This window comes from Arthrobacter sp. CC3, from assembly GCF_039907775.1.
Taxonomy (GTDB): Bacteria; Actinomycetota; Actinomycetes; order Actinomycetales; family Micrococcaceae; genus Arthrobacter.
The window spans coordinates 1-13,498 of record NZ_JARCCY010000034.1; the positions used below are offsets into that span (position 1 = coordinate 1).

13 protein-coding genes and 1 pseudogene are annotated in these 13,498 nt (G+C 64.7%); 7 read left to right on the forward strand and 7 right to left on the reverse strand.

The window, feature by feature from the left end:
- A partial coding sequence (locus tag PV761_RS17830) for an ABC transporter permease (RefSeq protein ID WP_347898792.1) occupies positions 1 to 879 on the reverse strand: 879 nt, incomplete at its 3' end.
- Between the two features lie 53 nt (positions 880 to 932).
- Positions 933 to 1,925, reverse strand: a complete 993-nt coding sequence (locus PV761_RS17835; RefSeq protein WP_347898794.1) for a substrate-binding domain-containing protein — start codon at positions 1,923 to 1,925, stop codon at positions 933 to 935.
- A 268-nt stretch (positions 1,926 to 2,193) separates the two neighbouring features.
- Here PV761_RS17835 and PV761_RS17840 point away from each other — a divergent pair, with 268 nt between their 5' ends.
- From PV761_RS17840 to PV761_RS17855, 4 genes are read left to right on the forward strand one after another with little or no spacing between them, the layout of a single operon-like run.
- Positions 2,194 to 3,072, forward strand: a complete 879-nt coding sequence (locus PV761_RS17840; RefSeq protein ID WP_347898797.1) for a sugar phosphate isomerase/epimerase family protein — start codon at positions 2,194 to 2,196, stop codon at positions 3,070 to 3,072.
- Between the two features lie 30 nt (positions 3,073 to 3,102).
- Positions 3,103 to 3,867 carry an MBL fold metallo-hydrolase gene (locus PV761_RS17845; protein ID WP_347898799.1) on the forward strand — a complete coding sequence of 255 codons (765 nt, stop codon included), beginning with the start codon at positions 3,103 to 3,105 and terminating at the stop codon, positions 3,865 to 3,867.
- An 11-nt stretch (positions 3,868 to 3,878) separates the two neighbouring features.
- A complete protein-coding gene (locus PV761_RS17850) occupies positions 3,879 to 4,646 on the forward strand; it encodes an SDR family NAD(P)-dependent oxidoreductase (RefSeq protein ID WP_347898800.1) in 768 nt (255 codons plus the stop codon).
- 52 nt (positions 4,647 to 4,698) lie between these two features.
- A complete protein-coding gene (locus PV761_RS17855; RefSeq protein ID WP_347898801.1) occupies positions 4,699 to 6,102 on the forward strand; it encodes an MFS transporter in 1,404 nt (467 codons plus the stop codon).
- Positions 6,103 to 6,114: 12 nt separating this feature from the next.
- On the opposite strand, the gene PV761_RS17860 is transcribed toward PV761_RS17855, so the two are convergent.
- Positions 6,115 to 7,128 carry a 2-oxoglutarate and iron-dependent oxygenase domain-containing protein gene (locus PV761_RS17860; protein WP_347898803.1) on the reverse strand — a complete coding sequence of 338 codons (1,014 nt, stop codon included), beginning with the start codon at positions 7,126 to 7,128 and terminating at the stop codon, positions 6,115 to 6,117.
- 132 nt (positions 7,129 to 7,260) lie between these two features.
- Positions 7,261 to 8,199, reverse strand: coding sequence for a LysR family transcriptional regulator (locus PV761_RS17865; protein WP_028272956.1), 939 nt, complete (start codon positions 8,197 to 8,199; stop codon positions 7,261 to 7,263).
- Positions 8,200 to 8,440: 241 nt separating this feature from the next.
- Here PV761_RS17865 and PV761_RS17870 point away from each other — a divergent pair, with 241 nt between their 5' ends.
- The 3 genes from PV761_RS17870 (at position 8,441) to PV761_RS17880 (ending at position 11,476) form a co-directional block, all read left to right on the forward strand.
- On the forward strand, positions 8,441 to 9,559 hold the full coding sequence (locus PV761_RS17870) for a PrpF domain-containing protein (RefSeq protein WP_347898873.1): 1,119 nt from the start codon (positions 8,441 to 8,443) through the stop codon (positions 9,557 to 9,559).
- A 10-nt stretch (positions 9,560 to 9,569) separates the two neighbouring features.
- A complete protein-coding gene (locus PV761_RS17875; protein WP_347898805.1) occupies positions 9,570 to 11,006 on the forward strand; it encodes an SLC13 family permease in 1,437 nt (478 codons plus the stop codon).
- A 209-nt stretch (positions 11,007 to 11,215) separates the two neighbouring features.
- Positions 11,216 to 11,476, forward strand: coding sequence for a hypothetical protein (locus PV761_RS17880; RefSeq protein ID WP_051629135.1), 261 nt, complete (start codon positions 11,216 to 11,218; stop codon positions 11,474 to 11,476).
- Between the two features lie 18 nt (positions 11,477 to 11,494).
- Here the strand turns inward: PV761_RS17880 and PV761_RS17885 are convergent, their stop codons facing one another.
- The 3 genes and pseudogenes from PV761_RS17885 to PV761_RS17895 form a co-directional block, all read right to left on the reverse strand.
- On the reverse strand, positions 11,495 to 11,896 hold the full coding sequence (locus PV761_RS17885) for a VOC family protein (RefSeq protein WP_347898875.1): 402 nt from the start codon (positions 11,894 to 11,896) through the stop codon (positions 11,495 to 11,497).
- Between the two features lie 45 nt (positions 11,897 to 11,941).
- Positions 11,942 to 12,406, reverse strand: a pseudogene (locus tag PV761_RS17890) (SRPBCC domain-containing protein); the annotation flags it as partial.
- Positions 12,407 to 12,530: 124 nt separating this feature from the next.
- Entirely contained in the window at positions 12,531 to 13,496 is a 966-nt protein-coding gene (locus tag PV761_RS17895; protein ID WP_347898807.1) for an amidohydrolase family protein, read from the reverse strand.
- Positions 13,497 to 13,498: the final 2 nt, after the last annotated feature.

Below are 13,498 nucleotides of genomic sequence, written 5' to 3' on the forward strand. Positions count from 1 at the left end.
GGTCAGCAGGCAGCCGCCGATCACCGCGGCGATGATGTAGAGGAACTCGTTGCCCACACCCTCACCGGACTGCACGGAGTCGAACGCGAAGAGGTTGTGCATGCCCAGGACCCAGCCGCAGAAACCCACGGCCATGAACAGGCCGATCTTGGTCTTGGTGACCGGAACACCCACGGCGCGGGCGGCGTTGGCGTCGCCGCCGGCGGCGAAGATCCAGTTGCCCACCTTGGTCCGCAGCAGCACCCAGGACGCCACGGCCACCAGGACGATCCAGAAGAACACGGTGATCTTCACTTCAACACCGGCAATGTTCACCGACGAAGCGAACACCGCCCGGGCCGAGGCAAAACCGTCCATCTGCGCGATCGACGGGGAGGACACGCTGCCGCCGATAAGTCGCGTCAAAGCCAGGTTCAGGCCCGTCAGCATCAGGAACGTGGCCAGCGTGACGATAAAGCTGGGCAGCTTGGTCTTCACCAGGATCCAGCCGTTGATGAAACCGATGGACAGGGACATGGCCAGTGCCAGCAGTACGCCCACCCAGACGTTCACGCTGAAGAACCAGCTGAACATCGACGCCGAGAGCGCCGAGCTGATGACGGCCACGCCGGTGGAGAGGTCGAACTCGCCGCCGATCATGAGCAGTGACACGCCCACGGCCATGATCCCGATGGTGGAGGATCCGTACAGGATGGTCGCAAAGGCATTCGGTTGGGTGAAGGTGCTGGAGACCAGTGCGAAGAAGACGAAAAGGACGATGGCGCCCACCAGGGCACCCACCTCGGGACGTCCGAGGAGCTTGTGGAGCGGACTGCGCTTGGCGACGCGCTCATCGGACGCCGGTGACTTTGTCATTGACTTGGTCTGGGTGATGGTCATGATAATTCTCCTTGCTGCCGGGCCGGCGCGGGGCCGGCCCGGCGAGCGGGCTGTTAGCGGATGCCCTGCTGGACGTACTTCAGCACGTCTGAGATGTTGGATTTGTCCACGATGGCGGGACCGGTCAGGACGGGCTGGCCGCCGCCGACTTTGAAGCCGCCGCGCTTGGTCTGCCACACTGCATCCACTGCCAGGTAACCCTGCAGGAACGGCTGCTGGTCCACCGTGAAGAGAATCTTGCCGTCGTTGATTGCCTCGGCGAGAGCAGGGTTGAGGTCGAAGCTCGCCACCTTGATCGAGCTGTTCGCATCCGTCACCGCTTTGAGGAGTGTGACCGTGTACGGGGCGCCCAGGCCGATGATGACGTCGGCGTCCTTCGAGGCCTGCAGCTTCGCCGTGGCAGTGGACTGGACCGCGGTCATGTCCTTGCCGTCAACGTAGAGGATCTCGGTTCCCGGTACCTTGGCCTTGACACCGGCGCACCGCGCCTCGAGCTGTACCTGCCCCTGTGCCATGATCACGCAAATGGGGTGCTTGTAGCCGTCGGCCGCAAGCTTGGCGCCCACAGCCTCACCGGCCAGCTTCTCGTTGGAACCGAAGTGGGTGAAAGCGCCCAGCTGTGCGGAGACATCTCCGCCGGCATTGAAGCTCACAAGCGGAATGCCCGCGTCAGCGGCCTTCTTCATCACGTCCCTCATTGCGCCCGGGTTGGCAATGGTGACCGCGATGCCGTCAACCTTCTGGTCGATGGCCTGCTGCACAAGCTGTGCCTGGCGGCCGGCTTCGGAATCATTCGTGTAGAGGATCTCGACGTTGTCCTTCGCCGCCGCATCTTCGGCGCCCTTGCGGACGATGTCCCAGAACGTGTCGCCTGCCTCGGCATGGGTAATGAGGGCGACCTTGAGGCGGGGAGTGCTGGCAACCTGGCCGCTTCCTCCAATGGTTGCAGGTTCCGTCTTGCCCCCAGTACTCGAACACGCCGCCAAGGTAATGAGCGGAACGACGGCGAGGGCCATAGCGCCCCGACGCCAACTGAATTTTGCCACGTGAAATCTCCCTTGATTCGCGCAATTTCGACCGTCGTGAACGTTTTCGGTCGCATGCCGGGCATGGAGCGAATACGGAGGTCGCTGATGTTGTGAACGGATGTGATCCATCCCTCAGAATGGAACGCTCCAACTCTAGAATGCAACGAATCTGTAAGTCAATAGACCGTTCCAATAATTCTGTAGACCGTTCCAACGCTTTGTGGTTTGATACTGGAACGCACACAACAGATCGGGCGGCGGCCCTCATTTGTTTCAAAGGAGAACCATGACCAGCACCTATCCCCCGGAACTTGTCGCGTCCTGCTGGACCAGCGCCGGCAACGTTGCGCCGTTGCAAATTCCCGAGACAAGCCCCGTGCCCATCGCGGAACGGCTCGAAGCGATGGCTTCCACAGGTTGGTCAGGGTACGGGCTCGCCCACGACGACCTGGCATCAGCACAGTCAACGCTGGGCTTTCCGGGCCTGCGGAAGCTCATTGACGACGCTGGCTTCCGCTATGTTGAGGTGGAACTCCTCAGCGGCTGGTGGGACAAGAGCCTTGTCCACCTCTGGCGGCCACAATTCGACCTCCTCCTGGATGCGGCCGAAACGCTCGGTGCCCGGTTCATCAAAGTAGGAACGGCCATTGGCGATCCCCTGAATGAGCTCGACTTCCTCGTGGATCCTCTGCGGCGCCTGACAGCTGAGGCCGCGATGCGCGGTACCCGCATTGCTCTTGAACCGATGCCGTTTTCGATGGTCGGAAGCGTGCCGGCGGCTGCTGAGCTCATGCGAAAGGTGGACATGCCCGAATGCGGTCTCGTCGTCGACTACTGGCACGTCTTCCGTGCCGGAACCACCTTTGGCGAGCTGTCCCGGAGCCTTGAGGCCCAACAGATCTTCGGCGTGGAACTCAACGACGCGGACGCCGAAATCAGGGGCTCCCTCTTTGAGGACACACGCGATAACCGCCGCCTGTGCGGACAGGGCGACCAGGACGTTACCGGGTTTATCAGGACAATGAAGGCGATTGGCTTCGATGGTCCCTGGGGTGTGGAAATCCTGTCGAAGGAACATCGTCAGCTGCCCGTCAAGGAGGCCCTGCGGCAGGCCCACGCCACGGCACTGGCCTGCTTTCCGGCGGACCCGACCCCATTGCTGTAGCACTTGCTGCGTGGCGGCTAGGATGTAGCCGTGCACGTCCGAGCCAATGAATGGCACCCCGCAGGCAACGTTTCCGAGCAGGCACCCGGCGTCTTTTTCGTTGAAGGACCGGCTTCCAACTGGATCGTGGTCCGAGACGAAACCGGCTTCATGCTCATTGACAGCGGATACCCCGCCGACCGCCCGCTGGTCCTCGAGTCCATACGTCACGTGGGCTTGCGTCCAGCCGACGCCCGGGCAGTGACTCTCACCCACGGCCACGTCGACCACACCGGCTCCGCTGCCTACTTCTCCGAAACATACAGAACGCCGATCCTTTGCGCCCGGGAAGAACTAGCCCACGTCCAGGGGCGGGAGAAGCACCAGGTCACCTTCGGGCAGGTCATCCTCCGGGCGTGGCGCCCCCGCGTCTTCCGCTGGATGATCCACGCCATCAAGGCAGGATCCCTGACGGCCAAAGCTGCAACGCGGGCCGAGGCCTGGGACGCCGGGAGGCTCCGGAACCTGCCCGGCAGCCCTGAAGCGATCCTGCTCCCGGGCCACACCCCAGGCAACGCCTCGATCCTTCTCCCCGAAGCGGGCGCGATCGCCGTGGGTGACTCGTTTGTCAGCGGCCATCCGCTGAGCCGCAGCACCGGACCCCAGATGCTCCACCGGATGTATCACACGGACCGCGCCGCGGCGCTGGCGGCAACCCACCGGCTCGACGGCGTTACCGCCGCTGTCATACTTCCCGGCCACGGGCCCGCACTACTCATGCCCCTTACCGAAGCGCTGACGGCGCTGCGGCGTTAGGGCACCGCGCCATGTCCCGCATCTTCATCACGGGCTCCACCGACGGACTCGGACTCGCCACCGCCCTGTCTCTCGTGAATGACGGCCACGAGGTTTTGCTGCATGCCCGCTCCAGGGAACGCGCCGCCGTCCTCGATGAAATCGCCCCGCAAGCGGCCGGCGTCGTCATCGGTGACCTGAGCATCGCCACCGAAACGCGGGACCTCGCCGAACAGGTCAACGCGCACGGGCGGATGGACGCCGTCATCCATAACGCCGGCGTCTACCTCTCGCCGGGGCGCATCACCACCCCGGAGGGACACTCCCGAACCCTGGCGGTGAACGTGCTCGCCCCCTACATCCTCACGGCCCTGATCGACAGGCCCCGCCGCCTGATCTACGTCAGCAGCGGCATGCACCGCGGGGCTTCCGGCAACCTGCAGGACATCGACTGGACCGAACGCCGCTGGAATGCCGGCACCGCCTACTCCGAGAGCAAGCTCCACGTTTCCGCCCTCTCCGCGTCGGTGGCCCGCCACTGGCCCACGGTGCTCAGCAACGCCGTCGACCCCGGCTGGGTACCCACCAGGATGGGCGGCGCCGGCGCCCCTGACGATCTGGCCAAGGGCCACGAGACCCAGGCCTGGCTGGCTGTCAGCAACGACCCCGACGCCCTGGTCTCCGGCCGTTACTGGTATCACCGCCGGCAGCGCCTGGCGGCGCCTGAAGCTACCGACGCGACGTTCCAGGACAGACTCACGGCTAAACTCGCCGAACTCACCGGCATCACACTTTTCTAAAGCGCAGCGGCGGCCATGTCCCCCGCAGTCGGATGTCAGTAAAATGGGACGCATGACCGAGCAGGAACCGGCCCCGTTCAGGGCCGCTGCGGCTCCCGACGGCGGCGTCGACACGTCCTTGCGCAGCCCGGAACAGCGGTCCCGGACCTTCGCCGGCATCTTGGCGAACACCGCCTTGGCCAACATCACTACCAGCTACCTCTGGTTCGCCCTGACGTTCTGGGTGTATCTGGAAACGCGCAACGTGATCGCCACCGGCGTGATCGGCGGCGCGTACATGCTGTTGATCGCCCTTTCCAGCATCAGCTTCGGCACCTTCGTGGACCGCTACCGCAAGCTGGAGGTGATGCGTTTCGCCGCCGGCTTCACGCTGATGATGTTCGTACTGTCCGGGGTAATGTTCCTGCTGACTCCGGCCACCTGGATGCTGGACCTGACGCAGCCGTGGTTCTGGCTCTTCGCGCTGGTCATCCTGGTTGGCGCGGTGGTGGAGAACATGCGCAACATCGCCCTGTCCACCACGGTCACCATCCTCATCGAGCCGGATCGGCGAGCGAACGCCAACGGGCTGGTGGGCATGGTGCAGGGGCTGATGTTCATCGTCACGTCCGTATTCTCCGGGCTGTCAGTGGGGCTGCTGGGCATGGGCTGGACGATCGTCGTCGCCCTGGCGCTCACAGCCCTGGCATTCGCACACCTGATCACGCTGCGCATGCCCGAGGAGGTGCGTGCAGCGGCCACGGACGCACACGGCGGATTCGACCTGCGCGGCGCACTCGCCGCCGTGCTGGCCATCTCCGGGCTGTTCGCGCTCATCCTGTTTTCGACGTTCAACAACTTCATTGGCGGCGTGTACATGGCGTTGATGGATCCCTACGGCCTCGAGATGTTCCCCGTTGAGCTTTGGGGGACGTACTTCGCGCTGGGCGCCACCGGATTCGTCGTCGGTGGCGCACTGATCGGAAAGTTTGGCCTGGGGTCCAACCCGTTGTGTTCCATGCTCATCGCCGTGATCCTGATGGGTGTACTCGGTGCGGTGTTTACGCTGCGGGAGTGGGCATGGCTGTACATCGCGGGCATCTGGCTCTACCTGGTCCTGGTGCCTTTCGTGGAGGCCGCCGAGCAGACGGTCATCCAGCAAGTGGTCCCCCTGCACCGGCAAGGCCGGGTGTTCGGATTCGCCATGGCATTCGAGTCCGCGGCAGCGCCAATCACCGCGTTCCTGATCGCGCCCATCGCCCAGGTCTGGATCATCCCGTACGCGCGGTCCTCTGAAGGCGCCGCGCAGCTGGCCCCGTTGCTGGGCGAGGGCACGTCCCGCGGCATCGCGCTAGTGTTCCTGGTCGCCGGGATTGTAATGATCGCGGCCGCGCTGCTGGCGTTCCTGACTCCCGTCTACCGCCGGGTCTCGGCGACTTATGCGGCGACCGAAACGCCGGCACGGGCGGCGGGCTAGGGACGGCCGCCGTCAGCCTGTCAGCAGGTCCGCGTGGTGCACCCCACCGACGTTCGGGTGCGCCCGAAGGCGGTAGCGAAGGGCGTTGTCCCCGTAGGTTTCCAGAATCGGACTGTTCGTCGGGTCAACCGACAGGCCGCGGGCTTTGGCCTGGAACTCTGGGCTCACCGCCAGTTGCGGCATCCTCGCATCCAGCGCCGGATTGTAGAAGAAGGGGAGGGAGATCCTGTCGGTGCCGCGAGGCGGCGAGATCACCCGATGCAGGGTCGCCTTGAGGTAGCCGTTCGTGGCCAGCTCCAGCATCTCGCCGATGTTAACCACAAAGGTTCCGGGCACCTGGGGTGCGTCGATCCATGTCCCTTGGTATTCGACCTGAAGGCCGCCCTTGCCCGGCTCCACCAGAAGGAGCGTCAGCACCCCGCCGTCGCGGTGGGAGCCCACTCCCTGCTTGGGTTCGTCGTGGGATGACCCCGGGTACCGAACAACCTTGAGGACGGGGAAGGCCCGGGCAGCGAAGGCGTCGTCAAAAGCGTCTTCGGGCGCCCCGAGGGATACCGCCAGGGCCCGCAGGAGAGTCAACGAGACTGCGCTCAGCCGCTCCATCCACTCGGCGACAATCCCCCGCATTTCCGGCAGCGCCTCCGGCCACAGGTTGGGCCCTTCGAGTCGCCAGTAGTCCGCGACGCCCGGGCCCGGGGCCACCGCGGGGCGCTCAACTCCGATGTCGATCTGCTCGCGCCAATCTACTGCGCCGTCGGTGAGTTCTCCGCCGACGCGCGTGTAACCGCGGAACTGCGGGCTGTGGACGTTCTCAATCTCAAGTTTCTGCCCCTCGGGCAGCTCGAAGAAGCGGCGGGACACATCCAGCATGGCGTCTGTGAGCTCCTGCGGAATGCCGTGGCCGGCAAGGTACAGGAAACCGACCTCATGCATCGCGTTGCGCAGTTCGTCACGGAACTGCGACGCCTCCTCCGGGCCAGCGTTCAATCGGGAGATGTCGACTACCGGCAGTGTTTCGAATGGCAACGTCTCGGGTCCTTTTCAGCGAACTTGGCAACCCCGCGCATATATCTGCTTCCATGGTACGGCCGGGCCGCGGCGTTGGGCAGGCAGGTGCCGAATCTTCGGCTGCCAACCCCTTGAGTCCTGACCGAATGGCTAGAGGTAGTCGCCGGCCCGTTCGCGGGCGATTTCCAGCAGGGTGGAGTGGAAGGCCACCTCGGCCGGAGCGTAGACCTTGTCCTCGCGCTGCGCCAGCAGTACCCGCCGCAGCGGGGCGGCGGAACCAAGGCTCAGCACCTTGACGTCGGGATGCTGGAGCGCCACGGCGGTCTTGGGCACCATGGCCACGCCCATTCCCACGCTGACCATGGCCTGGGCCTCCTGGTAGTCGTTTGCCAGGAACCCGATCTCGGGTTCGAACCCGGCATCGTGGGCGGAACGCTGCAGAACCTCCACCACGGGGTGGGCTTCCGCACGCACGATCCAGGACTCGTTGCGCAGGTCCTCCATGCTCACTTGCTCCCGGTCGGCGAGCCTGTGGCTGCGGGCCACCAGAATCACTGTGCTTTCCCGGAAGACCTCCGTGACGCGGATGGAATCGTCCTGGAACGGGTTCCAGGGGTAGTCCCAGAGCAGGCACAGCCCCGTGACTCCGGACTGGAGATCCGCCACGAGTTCATCAAAACGGGCGCTGCGCAGGGAAAGCCCGATGGCCGGGTAGCGCTTCTTGAACGTCCGGATGACGATAGGCAGGAAGGATCCGGCCAAGGTCGGGAAGGTGCCCACGGTCAGGGACCCGCGTTTCAGGCCGGCGATCTGGTCCAGGTCTGACCGGGCTGCCTGCATTTGCCAGACGATCTTGCGGGCGTGGCCGGCCAGCACCTGGCCGGCCTCGGTGGGCACCACACCGCGGGAGCGGCGGTTGAGCAGAGGCTGCCCCACCTCTTGTTCAAGCTTGCGCAACTGCTGCGAGACGGCAGAGGGCGTGTACATCATTAGCTCGGCCGCGGCCGTGATGGACCCCTGCTCCACCACCTCAAGCAGCAGCGCCAGCCGCCGTATGTCGAACAAATCCTGCTTCTCGTCGTTTAGCAACGCTTCACCCTTCTGCAAATTTGGTTCATTTCCTGCCTGGAGGCCGCTTCAACCCGGGATACCCGTGCAGTTTCCGGGACGCGGAGCACGGAACTTCGGGAACGGGCCATTGTGCTGGCAGTGAATTAAGTAACTCTACATCCCCCTTCGAAAATCCAACATTGTCTAAAATTGTGATCTGGCTCAATCTCTTTTCAGGTCCTCATCCAAATCTGAGGCACGAGGAGAAGTGGGAACCACCATGAAGATCGAAGCGCAATGGATGCGGGGAGGCACCAGCAAGTGCTGGGTGTTCGAAGCGGAGCACCTTCAGGAGGGCGGCACCAGCCTGGACGTGTTGCTGCCGCGGCTGTTCGGCAGTCCCGACCCCCGCCAGATCGATGGCGTAGGCGGGGCAACCTCGACCACCAGTAAAGCCGTGATCCTGCACCGGCCCGTCGGCGACGACGTCGACGTCGAGTACACCTTCGCCCAGGTGGGCATCGAAGAGGCAGCCGTGGACTGGGGCAGCAACTGCGGCAACGGTTCAGCCGTTGTGGGCCTGTACGCCATCGAGAAGGGGTGGGTGCTCCCCAGCGGAGACGTCACCCGGATCGTCACCCGCAACACCAACACGAACCAGATCATCGTCCAGCGCGTGGCCACCCCCGGCGGTGCTCTGGCCAGCGTTCCTGACGCGCGGATGCCCGGCGTGCCGTTCCCCGGCCACCCCGTGGGGCTCGGTTTCCAGGACCCTGGCGGCAAGACTACCGGTGCGTTGCTGCCCACCGGTGCGGCCACCGACACCATCACCGCAGGGGGAACCCGCTGGACGGTTTCCATGGTCGACGCCGGAGCGCCCGTGGTGATTGTCCGCGCCGAGGAGCTGGGCCTGGACCCGGCCCGGTACGACAGCTGGGGCGCCGGCCTGGAGCTGCAGCTGGACACCCTGGAGCAGCTCCGGCGGCAGGCGGCGGTGCGGATGGGGTTGGCCGCCACCACTGCTGAAGCGGCGCGGGCGATCCCCAAACTCGCCATCGCCGCCGCCCCTGCGGCAACAGACCAGACCTGCGACGTCAACGTCATGATGCTCTCCATGGGCAAGCCCCACCCGGCGCTGGCCATCACCGGCAGCATCGCACTGACTTTGGCGGCCCGCACCCGCGGCACCGTGCTGCACAGCATCACGGGCGACGCTCCGGGAAGCACACTCCGGCTCCGCACGCCTGCCGGAGTCATCGAGACGTGGAGCCAGGAGCACAACGGGACGCTCCTTGTCGGCGTCGACCGCACGGCCCGCACCATCGCCACCACCATCATCCATCTCCCCGAGGTTCCCGGCAGCGCCGTCGCTGCTTCCCTCGCGGGAGCCACTCGCTGAGGAGACCATCATGACCAAAACTGAGCACCGCACCGCCGCCGCTGCGGCCGAGACCCGGGACGAGGGTCCCGGGCGTCCAACCCGTCGCCGCCGTATCCTACTGGTGGCGGTGGCCGCCGGTTTCGCGATCCTGGCGTTGATTGCCCTCATGCTGGGGGGTGACATCTTCAATCCGGCTCCCACCTCGGAACCGGAGCACACCATGACCGCAATCCAGATCATCCCGCTCGTCATCCTCGTCGTCGCCACGAAATGGCCGCTGAACATCGGGGTGATGGGGCTGGTCGCTTCCTTCGGCGTCGGCTACTTCATGCTTGGAATGACCGACAAGGAAATCCTCAAGGACTTCCCCGCCAGCATCGTCCTGACGATCATCGGGGTCACCTACTTCTTCAGCATGGCCCAGCGCAACGGCACCATCGACATCATCGTCCAGTCCTGCGTGCGCCTGGTCAGGGGCAAAACGATGCTGCTCCCCTGGGTGTTCTTCCTGATCGCTGCCGCGCTGACGTCACTGGGCACCTTCTCGCCGGCCGCCGTCGCCTTGCTGGCACCGGCAGCCATCGGGTTTGCCTACGAGTCCCGCATCCATCCTGTTCTGATGGGCGCCTTCATCATCAACGGAGCCCACGCCGGCGGCTTTTCCCCGCTGTCCGTGGCCGGTGTGCTGGTGCATGACATCGCCCTTAAGAACGGTTTTCCCATCTCACAGGGTGCGCTCTTCACCGCCAGCTTCGCCCTGAACCTCATACTCTCCGTCCTCACCATCGTCCTGTTCGCCCTGATCGGCCGCCTCCGCGACGGCGCAGGCGGCCAGCAGGCCGACGTCGACACCGCCCGAACCAGCCGGCCCCACGGACAGCAGATCCTCACCCTGTCCTTGATTGCGGTCATGCTGGTGTGCACCCTCGGCTTCCACATGCCGATCGGCTTCGTCGCCCTCTCCGCCGGACTCCTGCTGGCACTGGTCAACATCAAGGAACACCGGACCTTCATTGGTGGCGTTTCCTGGTCCACAGTCCTTTTGGTGGCGGGCATGATCACCTACGTTTCGCTGCTCCAGCACGTAGGCGTCATCGACACCCTCGCCGAGCAGGCCCTGGCACTGGGCGCACCGCTGCTGGTCGCACTGGTCCTCTGCTACGTCATTGGCGTCGGCTCCGCCTTCGCGTCCTCCACGGCATTGCTGACCGCGTTCATTCCGCTGGCCGGTCCGCTGCTGGCCACCAGCTCGCTGAGCGCCTCCGGTACAGTCGCAGCACTTGCCATCGCTGCCACGGTGGTGGATGTCTCGCCGTTCTCCACCGACGGTGCGCTGGTGGTCGCCAACGCCCGGGAAGACGACCGGCAGCGCGTCTACAAGCAATTGATGGCTTATGCCGGCGGCGTAGTGCTGGTGGCACCGGCCCTGGCCTGGGTCCTGCTGGTACCCACCGGCATCATGTGACAGGACCCGGCCCGTCCCACAGACCGCCGGACTCAGCATCCGGCACGCGTGCTGCGGTTCCCGCACACCATCGCAACAGGTAACCCGAAATTCGGGCGCGAGAACTGCGCAGCACGCAAAGGAGGCAGGGTGGCCACGGGCCACCCTGCCTCCTTCCACATCGATCTCCAGACAAGACATCCCGGCCCCCTCGACCAAGGAGAAATCCCATGGCTTTCCGCCATCGTCCCGCCAAACCGCGTACCGGATCCCCGGCACCTGAACCAGTGGCCAACTGGTCCAAGCTGTCCCGGGCCGACGAAGTGGAGATCCACGGTCACGGACAGGCCATAGCGTCGGGCCGCATCGACATGCTCGCACTGGACGGCAGCGTCCTCTGGCTTGAGCAAAACGGCGGAAAGGGCCGCGCGCTGTTTCTGCACAGCGATGGCGTGCGCGTTTACCGGCGGCCAACAAACAGAGGCGACTAGGGCATCACTGTGCGCGGCTCACGCCGCAGGCTCGTATCCGACAAGCCAGTGGAGTCCGTGACGATCAACGACCTGGCCGTCCGATGCGCCCCATGGCTTTGGTGAGAGGGGATCGATCACGGACCCGTCAACGGAGAGCTTGTCGAACCACTCATGGAGGACTGCCTGCTCGGCGGTTCCCAGTAACGAAAGCATGAGGCCTTCGAGTCGGACCGTTGTTTGGCCTTCGGCTGCATCCGATCCCGCCAGGGCTACTACGCCGCTGAGTACTCCGTGAGCTATGGCGTTTGGTGCGCCGTCGCTCCTGCCGAAGTCCTCGTAGGTGTACAGGGAAAGCTCGCCACCGAAAACATCCGCGTAAAAATTCAGTGCTTCCCGTGCCGTTCCCGGGAAAAAGACATAGACCTGAGGCCCGGCCATGCGTCCAGCTCTCCGGGTGGTGATGGCGGTACTCTCCTTGACGCGGTCCAGGGTCATGTCCCAACCCTCTCGAGTGCCGCCGTGGATAAGTTGTTGCACCTCCTCGATGCCGAGGTGCGCGGGGAACCGGACCGTGAGGGCGAGCTCCGTTTCTGTGCCGACGTCGGCGAGTTGGACTGTGACGATGGGGGCGGTTAGTTCGTTCCCGCCGTCGAGTTTCGGCCAGCCGCCGGCTGCTCCCCACCGGAAGACGAGTCGTTCGTCCGGAACGATCTCCAGGTACGTCCCCCCGGTAGGGTAGCTATGGTCTTGATTGACGACCATCTGCTGTTTCCAGGTACCCCCAACGCGCAGGTCCACTTCAACGGGAGAGGCGGGCGTGGGCATGTCGGGGTTGTAGAACCAGGCGAGGTGCTCAGGGTCGGTCCAGGCCGTGAAGACGGCGTGCCGCGATGCCGCCAAAATTCGGGTAAGGGTGAAGCTTCGAGCCTCTGTCGGGTGGTCGGCCATCGTCTATCCTCCGGTTCGGTGGGCTCGCCTCGGCAATTCCCCGGCTAAAGGGTGCATCCATGTGCGCTTCAGTGTAATTGCGCAGCTAAGTAATACAAGCCTCTCGCCCGTTGCTGGAGTCGATTTAGTCGCCGGTACCCTTCAGCCGGGGAAACAGGGCCTCGGCGTTGTTGCGGTCTATCGCTGCGCGCCGGACGGGGTCAAGCGCGTAGTTCTCGTACTGCGCATTCTGTAACCCGACCGCCATCGACGGGGCGAAGGGAAAGTCAGTGCCGTACGTGATGCGGCCAGGGTCAGCTACCTCGAGCAGGCTGGGCAGCGCCGACGGGCTCGCAGACAGGGCGACGTCGTAGTAGAACCGCCGCAGGATTGATTGCTTCTCGTCTATCAACGCTGCCAACGCGCTGAAGGCCAACTCCTTTTGGTTAAGCATCGTGAGCAGGATCCTGAAGGCGATGTAAGGCACGAAGCCACCCGCGTGGGCCAGGAGGAACTTGATTCCCGAGTACTTCTCCATCGCACCGAACAGGATCAAGCTGATAGCAGTGCGGGTGGTGTCGAGTAAGAAATCCGCGGCGAAGGTGGGGATGCCAGGCACCGCAGGAGCGGGGAGCTCGCCGGGGTGAACGAACACTACAGTGTGCCGGTGGTGCAGGAACTCCAGCAGAGGCGTGAAGTCCGGATCGCCCAGGTAGCGGCCGTCGTTGTTGGCCAGCAACACGACGCCGTCCGCGTGCAGGCTGTCCAAGGCATATTCCGCCTCCGCCAGGGCGCCGTCCACGTCCGGAAGCGTCAGTGTCGCGAAGAACCCGAATCGCTCCGGCCGGCCCGCTACGACGTCCGCGCTGTACTCATTGACCTCCCGCGCACGCCGCCGCGCCTCCAGGGCGTCCCCGAGGTAGACGCCGGGGGTGGACAGGGACAGGATGGCCGTCTGCACATCGTGGCTGTCCATGAACTTCAACGCGGAGCGCTCCGACCACGAGGGCAGGCGCAGGCCGCCCGGGCGGATGCCCTTCTCGTTGAGCCACCGCGCATACTCAGGCGGAACGATGTGCTGGTGAGTATCAATTCGGAACGGCCGACTCATCC

What these genes read in the sequence shown, in the direction of transcription:
- PV761_RS17880 (WP_051629135.1), top strand. Translation starts at nt 11,216, where the DNA reads ATGGCTTTCCGCCATCGTCCCGCCAAACCGCGTACCGGATCCCCGGCA.
- PV761_RS17875 (WP_347898805.1), top strand. Translation starts at nt 9,570, where the DNA reads ATGACCAAAACTGAGCACCGCACCGCCGCCGCTGCGGCCGAGACCCGG.
- PV761_RS17895 (WP_347898807.1), bottom strand. Translation starts at nt 13,496, where the DNA reads ATGAGTCGGCCGTTCCGAATTGATACTCACCAGCACATCGTTCCGCCT.
- PV761_RS17870 (WP_347898873.1), top strand. Translation starts at nt 8,441, where the DNA reads ATGAAGATCGAAGCGCAATGGATGCGGGGAGGCACCAGCAAGTGCTGG.
- PV761_RS17855 (WP_347898801.1), top strand. Translation starts at nt 4,699, where the DNA reads ATGACCGAGCAGGAACCGGCCCCGTTCAGGGCCGCTGCGGCTCCCGAC.
- PV761_RS17840 (WP_347898797.1), top strand. Translation starts at nt 2,194, where the DNA reads ATGACCAGCACCTATCCCCCGGAACTTGTCGCGTCCTGCTGGACCAGC.
- PV761_RS17885 (WP_347898875.1), bottom strand. Translation starts at nt 11,896, where the DNA reads ATGGCCGGGCCTCAGGTCTATGTCTTTTTCCCGGGAACGGCACGGGAA.
- PV761_RS17850 (WP_347898800.1), top strand. Translation starts at nt 3,879, where the DNA reads ATGTCCCGCATCTTCATCACGGGCTCCACCGACGGACTCGGACTCGCC.